At 38.3% G+C, this 23,196-nt stretch carries 14 protein-coding genes and 1 riboswitch; of the genes, 9 read left to right on the top strand and 5 right to left on the bottom strand.

The annotated features are described in order from the left end of the window. Positions 1 to 52: 52 nt before the first annotated feature. Positions 53 to 592: a GNAT family N-acetyltransferase gene (locus ABC371_RS21830; RefSeq protein WP_412898721.1), complete on the top strand. Its 540-nt coding sequence runs from the start codon at positions 53 to 55 to the stop codon at positions 590 to 592. A gap of 39 nt (positions 593 to 631) precedes the next feature. Here ABC371_RS21830 and ABC371_RS21825 read toward each other — a convergent pair whose 3' ends face one another. Next, positions 632 to 1,042 carry a VOC family protein gene (locus ABC371_RS21825; protein WP_412898720.1) on the bottom strand — a complete coding sequence of 137 codons (411 nt, stop codon included), beginning with the start codon at positions 1,040 to 1,042 and terminating at the stop codon, positions 632 to 634. A 152-nt stretch (positions 1,043 to 1,194) separates the two neighbouring features. Between ABC371_RS21825 and ABC371_RS21820 the strand changes: the two genes are divergently transcribed. The 4 genes from ABC371_RS21820 (at position 1,195) to ABC371_RS21805 (ending at position 5,936) form a co-directional block, all read left to right on the top strand. Next, entirely contained in the window at positions 1,195 to 1,704 is a 510-nt protein-coding gene (locus ABC371_RS21820; protein ID WP_412898719.1) for a GNAT family N-acetyltransferase, read from the top strand. A gap of 98 nt (positions 1,705 to 1,802) precedes the next feature. Then, a riboswitch (cobalamin riboswitch) is annotated at positions 1,803 to 1,981 on the top strand. A 152-nt stretch (positions 1,982 to 2,133) separates the two neighbouring features. Beyond that, a complete protein-coding gene (locus ABC371_RS21815) occupies positions 2,134 to 4,416 on the top strand; it encodes a ribonucleoside-diphosphate reductase subunit alpha (RefSeq protein ID WP_412899420.1) in 2,283 nt (760 codons plus the stop codon). A 15-nt stretch (positions 4,417 to 4,431) separates the two neighbouring features. After that, positions 4,432 to 5,478, top strand: a complete 1,047-nt coding sequence (locus tag ABC371_RS21810) for a ribonucleotide-diphosphate reductase subunit beta (RefSeq protein WP_412898718.1) — start codon at positions 4,432 to 4,434, stop codon at positions 5,476 to 5,478. Between the two features lie 2 nt (positions 5,479 to 5,480). Then, complete coding sequence (locus tag ABC371_RS21805) at positions 5,481 to 5,936, top strand: flavodoxin domain-containing protein (RefSeq protein ID WP_412898717.1); 456 nt, start codon at positions 5,481 to 5,483, stop codon at positions 5,934 to 5,936. Between the two features lie 17 nt (positions 5,937 to 5,953). Here ABC371_RS21805 and ABC371_RS21800 read toward each other — a convergent pair whose 3' ends face one another. The 4 genes from ABC371_RS21800 to ABC371_RS21785 all read right to left on the bottom strand — a co-directional run bounded on the left by ABC371_RS21800 (position 5,954) and on the right by ABC371_RS21785 (position 11,027). Continuing rightward, a complete protein-coding gene (locus ABC371_RS21800) occupies positions 5,954 to 6,409 on the bottom strand; it encodes a DUF2269 family protein (protein WP_412898716.1) in 456 nt (151 codons plus the stop codon). Between the two features lie 93 nt (positions 6,410 to 6,502). Continuing rightward, a complete protein-coding gene (locus tag ABC371_RS21795) occupies positions 6,503 to 7,633 on the bottom strand; it encodes an MFS transporter (protein WP_412898715.1) in 1,131 nt (376 codons plus the stop codon). 175 nt (positions 7,634 to 7,808) lie between these two features. Continuing rightward, positions 7,809 to 8,231, bottom strand: coding sequence for a universal stress protein (locus tag ABC371_RS21790; RefSeq protein WP_412898714.1), 423 nt, complete (start codon positions 8,229 to 8,231; stop codon positions 7,809 to 7,811). Positions 8,232 to 8,366: 135 nt separating this feature from the next. After that, entirely contained in the window at positions 8,367 to 11,027 is a 2,661-nt protein-coding gene (locus tag ABC371_RS21785) for a cation-translocating P-type ATPase (RefSeq protein ID WP_412898713.1), read from the bottom strand. 209 nt (positions 11,028 to 11,236) lie between these two features. On the opposite strand from ABC371_RS21785, the gene addB reads away from it, so the two are divergent. From addB to ABC371_RS21765, 4 genes are all read left to right on the top strand, one after another. Next, positions 11,237 to 14,725, top strand: coding sequence for a helicase-exonuclease AddAB subunit AddB (gene addB, locus ABC371_RS21780; RefSeq protein WP_412898712.1), 3,489 nt, complete (start codon positions 11,237 to 11,239; stop codon positions 14,723 to 14,725). After that, a complete protein-coding gene (gene addA / locus ABC371_RS21775) occupies positions 14,718 to 18,473 on the top strand; it encodes a helicase-exonuclease AddAB subunit AddA (RefSeq protein ID WP_412898711.1) in 3,756 nt (1,251 codons plus the stop codon). Before addB ends, addA begins: the two co-directional genes overlap by 8 nt. A 129-nt stretch (positions 18,474 to 18,602) precedes the next feature. Further along, positions 18,603 to 19,787 (top strand): exonuclease SbcCD subunit D, encoded by a 1,185-nt coding sequence (locus tag ABC371_RS21770; protein ID WP_412898710.1) that lies wholly within the window; start codon positions 18,603 to 18,605, stop codon positions 19,785 to 19,787. Further along, positions 19,784 to 23,173: an SbcC/MukB-like Walker B domain-containing protein gene (locus ABC371_RS21765; protein ID WP_412898709.1), complete on the top strand. Its 3,390-nt coding sequence runs from the start codon at positions 19,784 to 19,786 to the stop codon at positions 23,171 to 23,173. The genes ABC371_RS21770 and ABC371_RS21765 overlap by 4 nt, the downstream gene beginning before the upstream one ends. Positions 23,174 to 23,196 lie beyond the last annotated feature (23 nt).

Raw genomic sequence — 23,196 nt, 5'->3', positions numbered from 1 at the left:
CGATACGAAATGTTGAATTACTAAATTAGTTAATAATGAAGGGGTAATTCAAATGATTACATATAATCTACTAAAAGGAAAAAAGGTTGAACTTGTAAGATTTAAGGAAGAGAATGTTCCTACAATTGTCAGTTGGTATGAAGATCAGGAGTTTCTTAGAAATCTAGATACGTTACCATCCTTCCCAAAACATCCTTCTGATTTCAAGGAATGGGTCGAGCAGAAAAATGAAAAAGCATTCGTGTTTGGAATTAAAGAGCTAGCTACTGATAAATTAGTGGGCTTTGTCGATATTGATAGTATTATTTGGCCACATCGAAATGCATGGCTCGCCATTGCAATTGGTGGAGATGGTAACCGGAATCGAGGGTTAGGACACGAAGCGATGCAGCTTGTGTTAGAATTTTCGTTTCAGGAATTAAATCTGCACAGAATTCAATTAACCGTATTTCAGTACAATGAAAGAGCCATCGCTTTATATGAAAAACTTGGCTTTGTCAGGGAAGGAACTTCTAGGGAATTCCTAGAGCGAGACGGCAAGCGTTTTGATATGTATTTTTATGGTCTGTTAAAACACGAATGGAAACAATAATCTAAAATCCCCCCCAGAAGTTTGGGGGGATATTCACATTTACTGTTTTTCAAAGTTTAAATCCCAAATAATCCCGAATGGGTCTTTTACTTTAGCATATTTGGCACCCCAGAAGGTATCCTGTAATTCCATGAATACTGTTCCTTTTTCCTTTAAATCATTAAACGTTTTCGTAATCTCTTCTTCACTTTCGAATTCGATTACAAGCGAGATGTTGTTTCCGATAGTAACTGTTTGGTCTGGAGAATCATCAGATACCATTAATAAGAAGTCATTCTTTTTAAATTTACCATGGATGAGTCTATCATTCGCCCACTCTTGGTTCTCATAACCCGCCTTAGCATATGTTTGAACATCCAAAATTTCCCCTTCAAATATTTCCTGGTAATAGTCCAAAGCTTCCTTGGCATTTCCGTTAAACATTAAATACGGTGTTGCTTGTCCTTTCATTCACAAAACACTCCTTTTAAAATTTCTTATGCGCTACACTATGTTTTCTATTTCCTAAAGAAGTCATACATTTTTGTATATTTTTCCCTTAAGTACCATTATAATTAAGGAAAATAAAAAACACAAGAACAAATGTTCTTAGGAGGGATAATATGAATATTAGAAAGCTTATACCAGAGGATGCTGAGGGCTATTGGAAGCTACGGCTAAAAGCATTAACAACTGATCCTGATGCGTTTTTAGTCACGTATGATGAAGCAATAAGTAAGGAAAACCCGATCGAAGAATACAAGAAAAGCTTTCAATCTGAAGATATTTTGACATATGGTGCATTTGAAGAAGCACAATTAGTTGGTATGGTAACGGTAGTAAGGGAAACACGTCGAAAAATCAGGCATAGGGCTAATATTGTAGCAATGTATGTTGATGATGGAAACAGAGGAAAGGGAATTGCAAAATCTTTACTAACTGAAGCGATCAAAGTGGCCGAAAGTATTCCTGAAATTGAGCTACTTTATTTAACGGTGGATGCTGAAAATACACCTGCAAAGCAATTATATGAAAAGTTAGGATTTCAAACATTTGCTGTTGATAAAAAAGCAATGAAATACAACGGACAATATCGTGGCGAAGAGCATATGGTATTATTTCTCGAGAAATAATTTTGTCAAAATTTGTCTTGCTAAAAGTGCAGTATTCACTTATCATAAATTTAATAGCATATATTGATAGACTTTTAATTTAAATAACTACATATTGTGTTTTGCCTTGAGAAAAAGATGCCGTGTAGGCTTAAAAGGGAATCTGGTGAAAATCCAGAACTGCCCCCGCAACTGTAATTGCTGACGAAATGAACAGACCACTGTATGACTTATATGGGAAGGGTTCAAAGTAGAGTGACGCATAAGTCAGGAGACCTGTCTTTTCTTAAGATGTTTCACCTTCTTCGGGGATTGGGAAGATGAAACGGTGGCGACAGGTGGGCTCTATTTTTATGCTCTCTTGATGTTATCGTTTCATCCGCTCAATTCGTTTGAGCGGATTTTTTCTGTTTAACGAAAAAATAGATAAGGGAGAGAAATAAATTGAATATCACAACGCAAGGAGAATTAGATTCAGTTCTGCACTCGCTTGATTATGCTAAAAAGGCATATCAGCTTGATACAACCGAACTAAAAAATAATCTGCAAGGGATGAATTTCTCAACATTTGAAGCAAACCAACATGCACTTTTTTATTCTCTAAACAGAATTGCCATGGACCAGCCAAATTGGACTTATTTAGCGGCCCATCTGTATTTAAATGAGCTCTATGAAAAAGCTGCAACGAGTCGGAATTACAAAAGCGCCCTAAAATACGGGAGCTTTCATAAGTTAATTGAAGAGCTAACGAACAAAGGGATCTATTCTCGTGAAATAGTAAACTCCTATTCCAAAGATGAGATTTTTGAACTAGAAAAGATAATCGATCCTACTAAAGATCATTTATTTACATACATCGGGTTATTTTTATTGGCAGACCGATACCTTGCCAGGGACTATGAACGGAATATTTACGAACTTCCACAGGAGCGCTTCATGATCATTGCTATGACATTAATGCAGCATGAAAAAAGGGATGTGCGGATTGAGTATGTCAAGGAAGCCTATTGGGCATTAAGTAATCTGTATATGACCGTTGCAACCCCAACTTTATCTAATGCTGGCAAGAGTTTTGGTCAGTTATCCTCTTGTTTTATTGATACAGTTGAGGACTCACTTGATGGCATTTATTTAAATAACTGGGACATTGCTAGATTATCAAAAGATGGAGGCGGAATAGGTGTCTATTATGGAAAGGTTCGTGCACTCGGCTCCGATATTAAAAAGTTTAAAGGGAATTCATCTGGGGTTGTACCATGGATTCGTCTAATAAATGATACAGCAGTAAGTGTTGACCAATTAGGACAACGCCAAGGAGCAATTGCAATCTATCTTGATTTATTCCATAAGGACATTATGAATGGCTTCCTAGATTTAAAAACGAATAATGGGGATGAGCGCCGTAAGGCCCATGATATTTTTACGGGAGTCTCCGTCCCAGATCTATTTATGAAAAAGCTACAAGAAGTAGATGAAAATGGAAGAAGCATTGGGGAATGGCATACCTTTTGTCCACATGAAGTAAAGCAAATCATGGGCTGGAAGGATGAGAATGGAAATCTATTAGGACTTGAAGATTTTTATGATGAAGAGGATGAAAAATACTTCACATTAAAATATATGGAAGCCGTCAATCATCCCATACTACCACGTAAATCGTATCGAGCGATGGATGTCATGGCTCGTATCATGATTGCGCAGTTAGAAACAGGAACACCATATATGTTCTATCGTGATGCAGTCAATCGTCAAAATCCGAACAAACATCTGCTAGGAAAAGGGCGAACAGCGATTTTCTGCAGTAATTTATGTACGGAAATTGCTCAAAATATGTCAGCAACCGCGATTACAAAGGAGTATGTGGATGATGAAGGAAATATTGTGATCATCCGAAAACCGGGTGATTTTGTGGTTTGTAATTTATCATCTGTTAATCTACCAAGGGCAGTTCAGGAAAATGTACTTGAACGATTAATCCGCATCCAAGTGAGAATGCTCGATAATGTTGTAGATTTAAATACCATTTCTGTTAAACAAGCAGATATCACTAATAAAAAGTTTCGCGCGGTGGGATTAGGAACATTTGGCTGGCATCATCTTTTAGCACAAAAGGGGATTTACTGGGAATCAGAAGAGGCTGTGCAATTGGTTGATATATTGTATGAGGACATTGCCTATTACGCAATACAATCCTCGATGGAGCTTGCCAAGGAAAAAGGAGCTTACCCGAAATTTAAAGGATCCGAGTGGGAAACGGGAGCCTATTTTAAACGCAGAAAGTACACATCTCAACGATGGAATAAACTTAAAGAAAATGTTTCTCAGAATGGATTGAGAAATGGTTGGCTGATGGCGGTTGCTCCTAATTCATCAACAGCTAAAATTGGCGGCTCTACTGATGGGATTGATCCAATCTACGCAGTTGAGTATGCAGAGGAGAAAAAGAATTTCAAGTTTAAAGTCACTGCACCAGATATTAACCATAGAACCTATGAATATTATCGAAAAGCACGTCATGAAGTGGATCAAATTTGGAGCATCAGACAAAATGCAGCACGTCAGCGACATATTGACCAAGGCATCAGCTTTAATCTATATGTTAGACATGATATTAAAGCAAAGGATCTCTTACAACTCCATGTAGAGGCTTGGAGACAAGGGTTAAAAACGACATATTATGTAAGAAGTACCTCACAAGCAGAAATTGAAGAATGTGAACTATGCCATAGTTAAGGGGGAAAAGAACGAATGACAATCAATCAGCCGTTAACAAAAATTAAATTATTTAATCCGGATTTTCCTAATAAATCAACAGGAATCATTAACGGAGAAACCTCGGGTTTATTGAATTGGAACGATATTGCCTATCCCCAAATGTATACTTTATATCAAACCTTGCTTTCGAATTTTTGGAAAGCGCAAGAAATTAATATGCAGGATGACATTAAGCAATGGGACCAATTAACATCAACTGAAAAGGATGTATTTTTACGAATTAACACTCAGCTCGCATCTTTAGACAGTTTGCAAACACCTACAATGAACCAGGTCATGGACTATGTAACAGATTCTAGCTTTAAAGCCATTTTCGCGGTGATATCACAGCAGGAAGCCGTTCATAATGAATCCTATTCCTATATTCTGAGTTCACTGGTGCCATTACAAGAACAAAAGGAACGCTTTAACCAGGCGAAGGAAGACCCAATTGTTCGAAAAAGAAATCAGGTAATCCTTGAGGCTTACGAGGGATTCAGGGAGCATTCGACTCCAGAAAATTTGTTTAAGCTTGCGATCAATTCAATTAACCTAGAAGGAATCTATTTTTATGCGGGTTTTGCCTTTTTCTATAATCTTGCCAGACAACAAAAAATGCTTAAGACGAGCACAATGATTAGCTATATTCAAAGGGATGAAATGCAGCATGCTTATTTCATCGCTCAATTTGTACGAATTCTTTTATCAGAAAACCCTGAACTAAACACCGAGGAAAATAAGGATTATGTCTTTAGGGCAATCGGACAGGCAGTGGAGCTTGAAAAGGAATGGGCACGCTATATTTTGAAAGATATTGATGGAATTGATTTAAAGGAATTTGAAGGATATGTAGAATATCTTGCTAATAAGAGGCTTCGCCAGCTTGGGTTCCAAAATTTATATGAAGAGAGGGAGAACCCGATGCCGTGGATTCAGGTGTTTAGTGATGAGATGATGAACGATACCAAATCGGATTTCTTCGAACAAAAATCACGAACCTATACCAAGGTATCCCAATCCAATGGGTTTGATGAGCTATAAATATGAAGATTGCGATTGTGTATACATCGATTACTGGGAATACAGCGGAAGCGATGAATATCATTTACAAATATATAAGTAGGTACACTAGCAAGTGCTATGTCTATGAGGTAGAACATTTTCCTTTTTATGAATTGGAATCATTTGATGCGATTATCATAGGTACCTATACTTGGGGAAGTGGGGATATTCCGCACGAAATGATTCCTCTTTATTGTGCACTAGAGAAAAGTACCAATAAGGATATGGTAACAGGTGTATTTGGCACTGGGGACCAATGTTATCCCCATTTTTGTGGGGCAGTTGATGAGTTTCGCGATATGCTCTATGTACATTCGAACTTAGCAGCAACTTTAAAAATTGAATTAATGCCTCAGCATATTGATGAACATCGCTTTGAGCGCTTTGTTGAGGTTGTCATGGAGAGGGTAAATAGTAAAAAGGGTATCACTGTCTAGTGTTACCCTTATTACACTTACAAAGGTTTCCATATCATTAAAATGAACAGAAGAACACCGAATACGGTAGCGAAATAAAATTGATTACTGATTTTTGAGAGAAGCTGGTCTTGCTCTTCAGGCAAATCAACAGCTTCTTTGTTATTTTCATCAAAAACCCAACCTGCTAATTTTTTTGCGTTTGGATCAATGATTCCAATAACAATGATCTGAATAAGGATATAAATAATAAGAGAGCCGATAAGCCAAAGATTTAAGAAAGAGCCATAATTTCCAATGATTACAAGAAGTATTCCTGTTAATACGGCAATTGAGCCTCCGATTTTAGGAAAGAAGTTCAGCATTTGACTTAAGGCCATCGATTGTCTCAATTGTACCGCATTTTGATTTTTGCGAAGTAGGACATGGGCAAAAAAGGTTGGACCCACACCGATTATGGCTGACAACACATGGACAAGGATTAAAAACTTCACGAACTCAACTCCTACTTATAGCTTATAAGATATTACTTTAGTACCATACAGATTATGTTTATGAAACAAATTTATAAAAGTATTCCTATCATTCTACATTTTTAATTTAAAACTCAGAATTATATTTAGGACAAATAACCCAAGTAGACTTCTAAGTAATATCGGAAAATCTAATACAGATGATAGCAGTGCTCCAAAGGTTCCTTCAGTCATTAAAGTAAATGAATATAGCGAAATGGCGGATCCTCTTGCCTCTTCACCAAGCTTACCAATGATCGAAATAAGGGAAGGGTAGAGTAGAGAAATAGCCGCAATAAAAGGGATGGATAGGATGGCAATCATTGCAGGTGTATTTATAAAAAGGAGAAAACTTAAACTACATGTTACAAGACATAGACCCATTAATAATGTCCGACGGTCACCCAAATACCGTACAAATTTCCCTGTTAACAATGAAAAAGATGCACCAATAAGACCAATTGCCCTTATATTAAATAAAGTTTGTTGGTCAATTGAATATTTTTCATGTAAGTATTGGCCAATTCCGTCATAAAACGAAATAAATGTCAGTAAAATCGAAAAGGTAATCATATAGCAGGTGACTAATGAGGGACTCTTCATCATTTTACAAATGTCTTGAAAAAGTGGCGCGGTAGCTTGTTTAGCGACGGGGGCTGTTGGAAGGATAAACACACCGCTAATAAACAGGACAAGATAAATAATGGCAAAGCAAAATAATACATACTCCCAGCCATAGAAATAAGTAATGCTCGAACTAATAAGTTGACCTAGGATTCCCGCAAATAAGAAGCCACAGTTAATAAGCGCTAGCACGAGTGTACGGTGTCGAAGTGGAAATACATCAAAGATATACGCAAACGCAACCGGAGGAAAACTCCCTAAAGCAAAACCTTGAAGGCTCCTGAAAAGATACAGTGATTGTTCATTAAATGAAAATCCCACTAGGCCAGTTGCAAGAAATGAAAGGATTAATCCAAGAAGAATGACTTTTTTTCTTCCTATTTTCTCAGAAATAGGCCCAAAGAATAGCAACCCACATGCATAAGTAAAGGAAAAAATGCTCCCGCCAACCACCACTTGTTCAACAGAAATATGGATTGAATCCGATATACTTTGATATATGGGTATAAACGTATAAATATTTGAAGCAACAAATATCCCTGTAACGATAAGAAATAACGCGACAAGATATAGCCTTTTCAACCGGACCACCACCCTTTTGTAACATATGCTTACTGGCAAGTTCTGGTTAAAAAATCGAGGGTGTCGAAAGCGATTATAAGAAAGAACCTTAATAAACAAAAAAGCGAGAAAATAACTTGGTTATCTTCTCGCTTTTATCTATATTTAGACAGTACCATCATCTGAAAAATTAGTTTTAAGGAACGATGGTTACTGGGCAGGGAGGTTCGTGTAAAACCTTATAACTAACACTTCCAAGGACTGTTCGTTTAATTGCACCTAATCCCCTATAGCCCATTATTATTTGAGTTACCTGGCTTTCTCTTGCCTCAGTACAAATTTCAATTCCAGGTTCTCCAATTCGTAATTTGGTTTTCACTGGAACAGAGAAGTTCTTCGTTTCAGCTAAAGCTTTATCAAACGCGACTTTACTTTCTTCATTTTGATATGCCTGAATTTGATCTTGCCGAACAAAGCGCTTTACATTTGGAGTGTTATAACTTGGTTGAACATTGAGGAGTATGATGTCAGAACCGGTTTCAACAGCTTGATTTAAGGCGAAATGTAAAGCTTTAATAGAATGGTCAGAACCGTCAATTGGTACTAGTAATCTAGGCATAATAATAACCCCCTTCAAATTGACAGGATTGACTTGTGTACAAAATGTCATCAATCCTTACTTTCATTATAAATCTATCTTAAGAGTTTGTTATAAAGTTAACTAAAATGTCGAAATAATAAAAATGTCGCAATCTCAAAAGATACGTTTCCATGCTTTTGCAAATTCATTTCCTATAATCGGTATAATGGATAGCCCGAGAATGAAGAGCCAATCATTGATGGTAAGAAAATGAATTCCAAATACATTGTTAAAAAACGGAATGTAAACAAGTCCGACTTGAATAGCAATACCTAAACAAATCGCGCCGATTAAATATTTGTTTGTTAACAGTCCAACCTGAAAAATAGATTTCTTTTGACTTCTAAGGTTCAAAGAATGGAACAATTGTGAAACACTTAATGTGATAAAAGCCATTGTTTGAGCGTGAACTAATGCATCTGATGTAATGCTGCTATAATCGATCGAAAAGATAGAGCTTGCTCCGGAGTAGAAATGTAAGCCTTCTACAAATGCAAACAATGTAATAAACCCAATTAGTAAACCATTTAATACGGTAAAGCTTCCACTCCCATTTGCAGAAATACTTTCCTTTGGATCCCGTGGTTTTTCTTTCATGACATCCGGATCATCAGGGTCCATCCCTAATGCAATTGCTGGAAGGGTATCTGTAATTAGATTCACCCAAAGAATTTGTACGGCTGTAAGTGGAGCAGGTAAACCTAGTAAAATACCAATGAATAAAGCTGTAATTTCACCTAGATTACAAGAGAGTAAAAATAAAATGGATTTTTTAATATTTTGATAGATATTTCTACCATGCTCCACAGCTGATACAATTGTAGCGAAATTATCATCTGTAAGAATGATATCGGCGGCTCCTTTAGCAACATCCGTACCTGTAATCCCCATAGCAACTCCGACATCTGCTTGTTTTAATGACGGAGCATCATTTACACCATCACCAGTCATGGAGGCGATATGACCATTATCCTTAAATGCTTTTACAATTCGTACCTTATGTTCAGGAGAAACGCGTGCAAATACGCGAACATTTTTCACCTTCTCTTGTAGCTCCGTATCACTAAGCTCATGTAATTCCTGGCCAGTCATCGTTTGTGCCTCATCCTTAGCTATTCCTAGTTCAGAGGCAATTGATAATGCTGTCTTTTGATGGTCACCGGTAATCATAACCGTTTGAATACCTGCATCTTTACAATAAGCAATAGACGCTTTTACTTCCTCACGTGGAGGATCGATCATACCGATTAGCCCTAGGAAAATAAACTCTGATTCTAAGCTACTATCGAGATGGTCATTTTCTGATACATTTTTCATAGCAACAGCTAAAACACGTAAGGCCTTGTCAGACATTTTTTCAGATGCTTTCTGAATATTTTTCATCATGTCATCTGTAAACGCTATAACATTCCCATTCCTATAAAAAGCTGTTACCTTTGGCAAAATGCTTTCCAAAGCTCCTTTTGTAAACGAAATTAAGTTATCATTTTCTATGTGAACGGTTGTCATCATTTTTCGATCGGAATCAAAGGGAAGTTCGAAAATTCGTTTGTAGGTCTTTTCGAGCTCCTCTTTATGTAATCCACTATTCAACCCTGCCTGAACAAGGGCGATTTCAGTTGGATCTCCCGTACTTTGATCACGAGAAACTTGGGCATCATTACATAATGTAATCCCACGGAAAAATGGATGGCTTTGTGCAAATTCTGGAGCAATGTCACCTATCTCTCGAAAACGATCATCCATAAAAATAGTAGTAACTGTCATTTTGTTTTGCGTAAGTGTCCCAGTTTTATCCGAACATATTACACTTACAGCACCAAGGGTCTCCACAGCAGGAAGCTTGCGAACGATTGCATGGTGCTTAATCATTCGTCCGACACCCATGGCAAGTACAATCGTTACAATAGCAAGGAGACCCTCAGGAATAGCTGCAACCGCCAAACTAACAGCAATAAGGAACATGTCCAACGGTTCTCTACCTTGAAAGAAACCGATTAAAAAGATCACAATTGAAACTAAGATTGCTCCTATCCCTAAAAATTTGCCTAGTTCATCTAGTTTCTTTTGGAGTGGTGTAGTTTCTTTTTGTTGCTGTCCGAGCATTCCAGCAATCTTTCCGATTTCTGTGTCCATTCCAGTATGTACAACAACACCTATTCCTCTTCCGTATGTTGCAAGTGTTGTCATAAAAGCCATATTTTTTTGGTCTCCAATTGAAGCTTCTTGATGGGTTATTAACGATCCATCTTTTTCAACTGGAACAGATTCACCTGTTAATGCAGATTCCTCGATTTGTAAATTCGCTGTTTCCGCAAGACGTAAATCAGCCGGAACATAGCGTCCAGCGTCTAATGCGATGATATCACCTGGGACGATTTCTTCAGATGGAACTTCTTTTAGGTTTCCATTCCTTTTGACTACTGCCTTTGGAGTGGACATCTTTTTTAATTCTTCTAAAGCTTTTTCAGCCTTGGACTCTTGAACAACTCCGATAACTGCATTGAGAAGGATGACAATAAAAATAATGGCAGCATCGGTAATTTCGCCAACAAAAGCCGAAATGGCAGCCGCAGAAATTAGTATGTAGATTAACATACTATTAATTTGATCCCAGAACATTTTTAAAATCGAAACTTTTTTATGATCTTCAAAGCGATTAGGGCCAAACCTTTGAAGTCGTTCCGCGGCTTCACTTTCATTAAGTCCTTTTTCAATATTGGTGGAAAGTTCTGTTTCTACTTCCGATATCGTTTTTTTATACCATTGTGACATTTACATCACTTCTTTCTAAAAAATGACTTCTTCTATTTAACATATATGGAAGTCCTTACAAAAATTATATCATCCTAAAAATAAAAGATGGTGAGTTTTCTTCGACATTTCTAAAATATGGATTGGTCAGGATTTACCCGTTCGACAAAATTTTTGATACAATTAGAGGATAAGAATGAACGAATTCACTCTCTTTAGGAGGTTAACATATGTCTCTACAATTTATACTGGGACGTGCTGGTACTGGGAAATCATACACATGTCTTGAAGATATTCGGTCAAAGCTTCTTGACGATCCAACAGTTTCTCCGATTGTGTATTTAGTTCCGGACCAAATGACTTTTCAATCTGAATACGATTTAATCAGTACCCCCGGAATTGGTGGAATGATGAGAGCCCAAGTATTCAGTTTTACGCGTTTGGCATGGCGGGTTCTGCAGGAAACAGGGGGAATGAGCCGCTATCATGTCAATAATGTCGGGGTGAATATGCTTCTTCGCAAAATCATTGATTCCAAAAAGCAGGATCTGAAGATATTCTCACGTGCTGCTGATAAAAATGGGTTCATTACTCAAATGGAAGAAATGGTTGCAGAGTTTAAACGATATTGCGTCACTCCCGAAATCCTAGAAGAACAAAAACAAGCCATTGCACCTGAAAACAAAGCACTTTCCGATAAATTACATGACTTACAGCTTTTGTATGATGAATTAGAAAAACATTTATTTGAGAAATACGTCGATTCCGAGGATTATTTACGACTCTTAGCAGAAAAAATTCCTCAATCTTCCTATATAAAAGAGGCAGAAATTTTAATTGATGGGTTTCATAGCTTTACTCCACAGGAACTTGAAGTTTTAGGGCAACTTATGAAAACTTCAAAAAATGTAACAATCGCTTTAACGGTTGATAAAGCTTACGATGTTCCACCGCATGATTTAAGCCTGTTCCGAATGACTGGAAAAACCTATCAATCTATTATCCAATATGCGAATGAAAATGGAATTAAAATCAAGGAGCCGATTTTGTTAACCAAGCAGCAGCGGTATTCTTCAGAACCTTCGTTAGCCCATTTAGAACGTTATTTTGATGAAAGACCAACTGTTCCATATCATGGTCGGGCATCGATTACATTAAGCCAAGCAGTGAATCGACGTGCCGAAATTGAAGGAATTGCACGTGAGATTCAAACATTAGCAAGAGAGAAAAACTATCGGTATCGTGATATCGCAATTATGATACGTAATGCTAGTGATTATCATGAAATCATTGAAACCATTTTTCAGGATTATCACATTCCATTTTTCATTGACCAAAAGCGTTCGATGTTAAATCATCCATTAATTGAACTGATTCGCTCAAGTCTTGAGGTTGTTAACAGCAATTGGCGCTATGAATCTGTATTTCGTTGTGTCAAAACAGATCTTTTATATCCTTTCGGTGAAGAGATTTCCGCACTCCGAGAAGACATGGACAAGCTTGAAAACTATGTGCTTGAATACGGGATTCAGGGCTATAAATGGACAAATGGTGAACGTTGGAAGTATAAGCGCATAAGGGGATTAGAAGATTCAGACCTACCACAAACAGATAAAGAACGTGAATACGAGGACAAGCTTAACGAGCTTCGCACGATGATTGTGGAACCATTATTTGTTCTCGGGAAACGACTACAAAAAGCGAAGGATGGTAGAACCATGTGTGAGGCGCTCTTCCTATATTTAGAGGAGCTTGAAATCCCAGCAAAAATGGAAGAGATGAAGCTTAATGCTGAACTTGATGGAAGACTTTCAGAAGCAAGGGAAAACGACCAAGTGTGGAATGCTGTTTTAGAACTGTTTGATCAATATGTTGAGATCATTGGTGACGAAAAAGTATCGCTAACGATGTTCAGTAATATGATTGAAACAGGACTAGAGAGCATGCGATTTGCACTTGTGCCACCGGCAATTGACCAGGTACTTGTGGCAAGCTTGGAGCGTTCTCGGTTTTCAAACATCAAATGTACTTTTATCATTGGCGCGAATGATGGTGTCTTACCCGCCCGCCCAAATGAAGAAGGCGTATTTTCAGAATCAGACCGTGAAGCCCTAGGTGATGCAGGGCTACAATTAGCACCTGGAAGTAGGGAAACATTATTAGATGAAAATTTCCTGATTTATTGTGCGCTAACAAGCTCCGAGGAGGCTTTATATATTAGCTATCCACTGGCAAATGAAGAAGGAAAATCACTTCTTCCTTCACCAATTATTAAGCGCATAAAGGACATTTTTCCAAGTTTACAAGAAAAATTTTATATGAATGAGCCATCAGAGCTCTCTGCGAACGAGCAGCTAGAATATATCGCTAATCCTGATGTCGCCTTATCTTCTTTGGCTACACAATTACAGGCGTGGAAAAAACAGTATCCAATTCAGGATTTATGGTGGGATGTTTATAACTATTTCGCCAATCATGATGTAATGAAATACAAGAGTCAGCTTGTATTAAGCAGTTTATTTTATAAAAACAAACCGAAAAAACTATCAAAAGAAATAACAGAAGCACTATATGGCGACCATATTCAAGGTAGTGTATCACGGATGGAAGTATTCCAAGGCTGTCCTTTCTCTCACTTTGCTAGCTATGGACTACAGCTAAAAGAGCGCAAAGTATTTCGCTTGGAATCACCAGACATCGGCGATTTATTCCACGCAGCCCTTAAGAAAATTGCTGATTCTTTACGAATCAATGGAATTGACTGGCGTGATCTAACAAAAGAGCAATGTGATAAGCTTGCTGCACAAGCTGTCGAAGAATTAGCACCACGACTGCAGAAAGAAATTTTATTGAGTTCAAATCGCTATCACTACATCATGCATAAGCTTCAAAAAATTATTAGCCGGGCATCGAAAATCTTAAGTGATCATGCGAAAGCAAGTGGCTTTGCTCCAGTAGGGATTGAGTTAGGCTTTGGTAAGAAGGGACCACTTCCACCAATTCGATTTGCTTTAGATAATGGAAGCACAATGGAGCTAGTGGGTCGAATTGACCGGGTTGATAAAGCAGAAAGCTCAAAAGGTGTGCTGTTAAGAGTGATTGACTATAAATCAAGTCAAAAGGCACTCAATCTTTCAGAGGTATACTATGGGCTCGCCCTGCAAATGTTAACTTACTTGGATGTGATTATTACACATTCTAAGGATTGGATTGGAACGACTGCAAAGCCAGCAGGTGTGCTTTATTTCCATATCCATGACCCATTGATTCATTCAAACAAAGTACTTCCTGAGGATAAAATTGAAGAGGAAATCTTTAAGAAATTTAAAATGAAGGGACTCTTACTAGGAGACGAGGAATCCGTTCGCCTAATGGACCAATCGCTTGGAACGGGGTACTCTCAAATTGTCTCAGCTGCGATCAAGAAAGACGGTAGCTTTTATTCTAATTCTCAGGTTGCAAGCGAAGAAGAACTTGGTTACCTTCGCAATCATGTGCGTGGTGTCTTTAAAAACACTGGAAACCGGATTACAAATGGTGAAATTGATATTGCTCCATATAAACTTAAGGATAAAACACCATGTACGTTCTGTTCGTTCAAATCTGTTTGTCAGTTTGACCAAAGCTTAGAAGAAAATAACTATCGTGTTCTAGCAAATGAAAGTAAAGAAGCAATCCTCGAGAAAATTCGGAATGGAGGTGTGAAAATTCATGACTAATCTCATACCAAAGCCAGTAGGAAGTCAATGGACAGATGATCAGTGGAAGGCCATTGTCTCAAGTGGGCAAGATATTTTAGTTGCAGCAGCTGCTGGGTCGGGTAAAACAGCAGTACTTGTTGAACGGATTATCCGAAAAATCTTATCGGATAATCCTGTCGATGTTGATCGTTTGCTTGTTGTGACGTTTACAAATGCGTCTGCAGCAGAAATGCGCAATCGAATCGGAGAAGCGTTGGAAAAAGCGTTAAAGGAAGATCCAGCTTCACTTCATATTAGACGCCAACTTAGCTTGCTTAATCGAGCTTCTATCTCTACCATTCACTCTTTCTGTTTAGAAGTCATTCGAAAATTTTATTATTTAATTGATATCGACCCGGGCTTTCGAATTGCCGATTCTACAGAAGCTGAACTTTTACGTGATGAAGTAATGGAAGAGTTATTTGAAGAGCATTACAGTAATCTTGAAAACACAACATTCTTTGATTTAGTTGACCGCTTTACAAATGACAGAACTGATGTTGAATTACAAAATATGATTCGGAAACTATATGAATTTTCACGAGCTCATCCAACCCCTAATGAATGGTTGAAGCAAATTGTCGAGGATTACCAAGTGGATGATCAGACATTGGATCAAACACCCTATATTCCATATTTATTAGCCGATATTTCACTTCAGCTTGAAGGCGCAAAAGCTAATTTAGAGCAGGCAATGGATTTAATTCGACTGCCTGGCGGACCAGCACCGCGAGCAGAAAATATTGAAGCAGATTTGGAACAAATTAACCGACTTTTACATGCGAAAAATCACTCATGGACGGCTCTCTACCATGAAATGCAAACTCTTGTTTTTGGTAGAGCGAAGCCTGTTAAGGGTGATGAGTATGATGAAAATTTGAAAGACCAGGTAACAAAATTAAGAGATGACGCGAAAAAGCTAGTTGAAAAAATTAAAGAAGACTTGTTCAGTCGAACTCCGGAAAGCTATTTAGACAATATTAAAGAAATGCAGCCTTCCATTGAAATGCTTGTTCAGCTTGTGATTGAATTTGGCGTGAGATTCCAGAAGGTAAAAGAAGAAAAAGGGCTTGTTGACTTTTCAGATTTAGAGCATTATTGTTTGGAAATTCTTCGTAAAGAAAGCTCGTCAGACGAGCTAGTCCCATCCGAAGCAGCACTTCAATATCGACTTCAGTTTGAAGAAGCTTTTGTGGATGAATATCAGGATACGAATATGGTGCAGGAATCGATCTTAAAGCTAGTAACAAAAGATGGAGAAGCAACCGGAAATATGTTCATGGTTGGAGATGTGAAGCAGTCGATTTACCGCTTCCGTCTTGCGGAACCGATGTTATTTTTAAGTAAATACAAACGGTTTACTCCATCTGGGGAAAATACAGGATTAAGAATTGATTTATCGAAGAACTTCCGTAGTCGTGCTGAGGTCTTGGATGGAACGAATTACTTGTTTAAACAAATAATGGGAGAAGCTGTTGGTGAGATTGAATATGACGATGATGCGGAATTAAAGTTAGGAGCGGATTATCCCGAAAGTGATCAAATGGCTGCAGAATTAGTGTTAATTGATAAAAATGGCCAAGAGGCCGAAAACTATGAAGCAGTTGAAGATTCAGAAGATGAGGAGAGCATCGTCCTTTTTAATGAGGCGGAACTAGAAACAGCCCAGCTTGAAGCTCGAGCGATGGCCAAGCAAATCAAGATTATGGTTTCTTCAGGATTCCAAGTGTTTGACCGTAAAGAAAATCGAATGAGAAGTATTACGTATCGTGATATTGTCATTTTGATGCGCTCGATGCCATGGGCTCCTCAACTTATGGAGGAGTTCAAACAGCAAGGAATTCCAATTTATGCAGATCTTTCAACAGGCTATTTTGATGCAACAGAAGTCGCAATTATGATGTCCTTGTTGAAGGTGATTGATAATCCATTTCAGGATATTCCGCTTGCATCTGTTTTACGGTCACCAATTGTCGGACTTGAAGCAGATGAGTTGGCTAAAATTCGAACCTATGAAAAAAATAGCCCTTACTATGAGGCGTTGAAGGTATTCCTAGAGGAAGCATCTTCAGATGATGAAACACATAATAAGGTAGCTGCATTTTATCATAAGCTTGAAAACTGGCGCACTCGAGCGAGAACAGGTTCCTTATCTGATTTGATTTGGCAACTATATCGCGAGACCTATTTTTATGATTTTGTTGGGGGCATGCCAGGAGGGAAGCAACGCCAGGCAAATCTTCGTGCACTCTATGACCGTGCTCGACAGTATGAAGCGACTTCCTTTAGAGGTTTATTCCGTTTCTTGCGTTTCATCGAACGAATGCAAGATCGCGGTGATGATTTAGGTACGGCAAGAGCTCTTGGGGAACAAGAGGATGTTGTCCGCCTCATGACCATTCATAAAAGTAAAGGACTTGAATTCCCAGTTGTGTTTGTTGCGGGGCTTTCAAAGCAATTTAATATGATGGATTTAAATAAAAAGTATTTATTAGACAAAGAGCTTGGATTTGGAACGAAATATGTAAATCCAAGACTTCGGGTAACATATCCAACTCTTCCGATGCTTGCCATTAAGAAAAAAATGCACCTTGAACTGATTTCTGAAGAAATGCGTGTATTATATGTTGCACTGACGAGAGCAAAGGAAAAGCTTTATCTAGTAGGTACTGTCAAGGATTTAGAAAAGCAGCTTGGTAAATGGCAGGCCACACTTCAAAATAAAGAATGGTTGATTGCGGACCATACAAGAGCAGGCGCTAAATCTTATTTGGATTGGATTGGACCCGGATTGATTAGACATAAGGATGCTGAATTACTACGTGGAGATGAATCAGTGGACGGGCTTCCTGCCGACATTGTAAAACACCCAGCAAAATGGGAGATTCGGTCAATCCCAGCTGTTGAGTTACAAAAAATTGAGGTTGGAGAAGAAAACAAACATGAACAAATGGAAGCTGCACTAAAGGAAGGAAAGCCAATTCCGGTTAGTAGTGATGCATCTGATCAAATTGAACATCAATTAACATGGCAATACCCTTATAAATCTGCGGCAAATAAGCGTTCAAAACAGTCTGTCTCAGAGATAAAAAGACAGCGAGAGAGCAGGGATGAACAGAGTGATGTAGCTTTTCTTCCTCGATTCCGATCAGTGAGCGCTGACCGTCCAAGGTTCATGCAGCAAAAATCATTAACACCTGCAGAACGTGGTACCGCGATGCATATGGTGATGCAGCATGTTATTTTCAATGAACCAATTAACGAAGATGCCCTTCGCGAGCAAATTCAAAAAATGGTTCATCATGAATTATTAACGCAAGAACAGGCAGATGTTATCGATGTAGCAAGTATTCTCGGATTTTTTAAATCAGGGATTGCACAGCGCATGTTAGCTGCTAAAAGTGTAAGACGAGAGGTTCCTTTTAGTGTTGCCATTCCTGCAGATGAAGCCTATGCAGATTGGTCTGATGAACAACAGGAACATGTCCTCATCCAAGGGGTTATTGACTGTATCTTTGAGGATGAAAAGGGAATTGTTTTGATCGATTATAAAACGGACACCATTACTGGTAAGTTTAGAAGCTTTGAAGATGCAAAGCCAGAACTAGAAGACCGCTATCGCGTCCAGCTTGAATTATACAGTAAAGCAATCGAACATATTTGGAGAAAACCACTAAATGAAAGATATTTATACTTTTTCGATGGTGGACATTTGTTAGAAGTTTAAGTGGGAAGTACTGCTCATATTAGGGGCAGTACTTTTTTCGTTTAATTTCCAGTTAACATTATAAATCTCTGACAACCTCCTATGTTAAAATAATAGTACTAGATTTCGGTAAAGGAAGGGGAGTTTCAAATGAGAATTCTTCACACTGCGGATTGGCATTTAGGTCGTTCCCTTGAGGGAAGAAGTAGATTAGAAGAACAAGCACAATTTTTGGACGAGCTTGTAAAAATTGTCGAAGAAGAAAAAATCGATGTTGTCTTAATGGCAGGAGATGCGTTTGATACAGTAAATCCACCAGCGGCAGCTGAAAGCTTATTTTATGAAAGTATCGCTCGTTTAGCTAATGGTGGCAAACGACCTGTATCGATAATTGCAGGAAACCATGATAACCCAGACCGTCTGTCTGCAGCCTCACCACTCGCACTAAAGCAAGGAATTCAATTACTTGGCTTGCCAACAATCGATGTCCAGACCATCTATGTTCCTACAACAAATGAAACTCTTAAGCTAGCAGCTTTACCATATCCATCTGAGTCACGTTTAGCAGAAGTGTTATCTGATTCACATGAGGAATTAATGCTCCGTGATAAATATGATCAACGCATTCAAGGAATTTTTGAAGAAATGAGTAAAGCTTTTACACCTGAAACTATTAATATCGCAATGAGCCATATTTATGTAACAGGTGGGAGTAGCTCAGATTCTGAGCGACCAATTGAGGTTGGTGGGGCATACACGGTTGCTGCGACGAGTCTACCTGAAGCCGCACAATACGTAGCGTTAGGGCATTTACATCGTCCACAAATGGTGTCAAGAGGAAAAACAATGGCGAGATATTCTGGTTCTCCATTAGCCTACAGCTTTTCTGAGGCAGGGTACGCGAAGTCTGTAACGATTTTAGATGCGAAACCTAATCAACCAATTGAAATGTCCGAGGTATTTCTATCAAGTGGAAAACCGCTTGTAAGATGGAAAGCGAAAGAGGGGTTAGCTCAAGTTTATACATGGCTTGACGAAGGTAAGGACGCGAATGCATGGATTGACCTTGAAATTCACGTGACAAATGCCCTTTCAATCGAAGAGATTCATCGATTACGAAAGCATCATAGTGGTCTTATTCATATTCGACCTGTTTTTGAAGAGCTTGAAAAAGAAAGAGCAGAGCGGATAGTGAATACAAATACACCTATTGATGAGCTTTTTACTCGATTTTATGAAAAACAAACAGGCGGTGCGAAACCAGAACCTGAACTTACGAAATTATTTTTAGAGCTGATTTCTGATGATATTGACGAGGATGGTGACGAAGCATGAAACCAATCACATTAACAGTAGCGGGACTTCATAGCTTCCGCGAAAAACAGACGGTTGATTTTGGATCCCTTTGTGAAGGTGGAGTATTTGGGATTTTTGGACCAACAGGAAGTGGTAAATCGTCCATTCTCGATGCAATGACACTTGCTCTATATGGGAAAGTCGAACGCGCATCCAATAATACGCACGGAATATTGAATCATGCAGAGAATCTGCTTCATGTTTCTTTTACATTTGAGCTTGAAAACGCCAAAGGAGCAAAGCGTTATACGATTGAGCGTAGCTTCAAACGCCAGGATGAATTAAAGCTTAAATCATCTGTAAGTCGAATCATTGAAGTTGGTGAGAAATCGGTCGTTCTTGCTGATAAAATTGGTGAAGTCAATCAATGTGTTCAGGATCTCTTAGGTTTAACCATTGATGACTTTACTAGAGCAGTCGTATTACCACAAGGAAAGTTCGCTGAGTTCTTATCACTTAAGGGTGCAGACCGCAGACAAATGCTGCAACGCTTATTTAATCTCGAACAATATGGAGACAAGCTTAATAAAAAATTAAAGAATAAGCTAACCACTGCAAGAAATGAGTTAAACGAAGTAGCAGCTGAACAAGCAGGTCTTGGTGATGCATCAACTGAAGCAATCAAAAGCGCGGAGCAAGAATTAAAAAATACAGAGATACTTTTGGAAAAACGACAAAACGAGGTCAATAAGATTGATGCTGATTTTGAAAAAAGTAAGAGTATTTGGCAATGGCAATTAGAAAAGAGTGAGCTATTAAAAAAACTGGTTGAAATCGAGCAAAAGAAACCACATATCCTTCAGCTTGAACAAACAGTGAAGAATGCCGAAACAGCTGCTCTTATCCTTCCATATTTAGAGGAATACGAGTCTGCAAAAGAAGCATTAGACAAAGCAACCATTCGTTATCAAGCCTTACAAAATCAATTAACAAGTAAAAAGCAAGAAAATGAAGCAAAGGCAAATAATTATCATCATGCCCGTCAGGAAAAGACGGAAAAATTACCAGTTTACGTAACAAAAAAACAACAGCTGACTGATGCTAAGGTAGTTCAGGAAAAAGCAATTGTTCTAGAAGGAGAAGCTAAAGAGCTCCAAGCCAAGCTGAATAGCTTACAATCACTAGTACGGGAAAAACAAAAGAAAATTGAAGCCATTACTACTTCCATGACGGAAGATACAGAGAAACAAAAGGAGCAAAGAGAAAAGCTATCGAAATTAACTGTTACAGCAGAAGTACGGGACGAGTTACAGAAAGCCAATCAACAGAAGCAGACGATATTATTTTCTAAGACAAGTGTAAACGAGCAAAAAAAAGAGCTTGAAAATAGTCAAATGCAGCTTGAACAAGTAGACAAAATGCTGAGCTCACAAAATGAGGTGCTTAATCAGGCTAAGCATAGAATGGAAGTGCTTTTTTTAAAGAATGCATCCAAATATGAAGCTGTTTGTGATCGTGAAAGAGATAGTGAAAAGCTTATTGGTTTTACTGAGGCTAAACTTACTATGCTTAAGCAAAAACTAGAGGATAATCGGAAAAAGAATCTTGCTATTCAACTTGCAGACCAGCTTCAATCCGGGGAGCCATGTCCAGTTTGTGGTTCTACCCACCATCCAAATCCTGTATCTAGTCTTAAAGATCATGGAGATGAAATCGCAGCGCAAATCGAAAAACTCAGCAATGAGATAACAATTGTAAGGGAGCTAAAACAAGAATTTTCAACACTTAAACTTAAGCTCGAACAAATTTCAGGGGGACTTATTGCGGAGTACCCTGGGGAAATGAATGCCCCTATCCAAGAGAAGAAGACGGTTAATGATGATGAGTTTGAAGATGTAGATGGAAAGCTTCAAGCCCTTGTTGTTGAACAAAAATCATTGCAACAGGATTATTTAAAGCTACAAGAAATGGGTAGAAAAGCCATTCAAGACCTTCGTGCATCATTAAAACAAGTGAACCAGCTTGAACAGACAAAGGAAATCAATACAAAAACCTTTAATGAGCTTCAAGCTCGGTTTTTAAACCTACAGGAAAAAACGAAAGAACAGTACTTGAACTGGAAGCAATCCTTTCCACAGCTTGAATTTGAATCAATTGAATCAAAGCTTGAAGACATCTCAAAGAATGATAAATTGGCGCAAAGACTATCTGGTGAAATTGAAAAAAGTACCACCTTACTTGAACAAAAAGAACAAGAAAAGCAAAAGCATCAACATGAAAGCAATGTGCTTGAACGTCAAATTGCTGAAGTCAATTCGACATTAAAAGGTAAACTTGAAGCTTTATCTGAGGCACGCGAAAAACTCATAAGAGAAGTCGGAGACAATAACATCCCGCAGTTATTAGTTGAAACGGAACAAATGATAAAGCAGCTTGAGGACATAGAATCAACAGCTTACGAAGCATGGCAAAAGGTCCAAGCGGAATGTCAAAAACTCGAAAACGAAACCCATGCTGCCTTGCAAGCATTTCAGGACGGGAAAAGTAGAAGTGAAAAAGCAACAAGTAAATGGACTGAGGTATTTGAAACAACAAGCTTTTTAAAAAGTTCCGATGTAAAGGAATCGGTACTTTCAAAACATGAGCAAGAGGAGCTTGGTTCAAAAATTGAGCATTATTGGGATTACTACAAGCAAGTACAAACTGATTTGCAAAAATTAAATGATCTCCTAAAAGGTGAAGAGCTAACACAAGAAAAGTGGGACGAAATTCAAAAGGTTCGTACGGAAATGAAAGAGATGCTTAATCAAGCGGTTGAAGCGAAGGGAGCAGCTGTAAAAGCCCTTCAGGTGCTGTTAGAAAAACATGAGCGATTCAATGAGCTTGAAGAACGAAGAAACGAGCTTGAACAGTTGGTAGAGCAATATAACAAGCTGCAATCCGTTTTTAAAGGGAATAGTTTCGTAGAGTTTATTGCAGAGGAACAGCTTGTTCAAGTAAGTCTTGACGCAACAGAGCGACTTGGCATTCTTACGAGACAGCGCTACGCTGTAGAGGTGGATTCACAGGGTGGATTTATTATGAGAGATGATGCAAATGGTGGGGTTAGACGTCCTGTTACAACGCTATCCGGTGGAGAAACCTTCTTAACATCATTGGCGTTGGCATTATCCCTGTCCGCTCAAATCCAGCTTAGGGGTGAATATCCGTTACAATTCTTCTTCTTAGACGAAGGATTTGGTACATTGGATGCAGACCTTTTAGATACAGTTGTATCAGCTCTTGAAAAACTACATTCAAAACAATTAGCGGTAGGTGTTATTAGTCATGTCCAGGAATTAAGGGCTAGATTGCCTAAACGCTTAATCGTTGAACCTGCTGAACCATCAGGTAGAGGTACACTTGTTAGATTAGAAACCTTATAATACATAAAAAGGCCGTGTTTCGG

This window comes from Bacillus jepli (assembly GCF_047238305.1).
Classification (GTDB): Bacteria; Bacillota; Bacilli; order Bacillales; family Bacillaceae_L; genus Ferdinandcohnia.
Note: the sequence above shows the minus strand (reverse complement) of the source record. Positions and strands in the feature narration are given on the sequence as shown.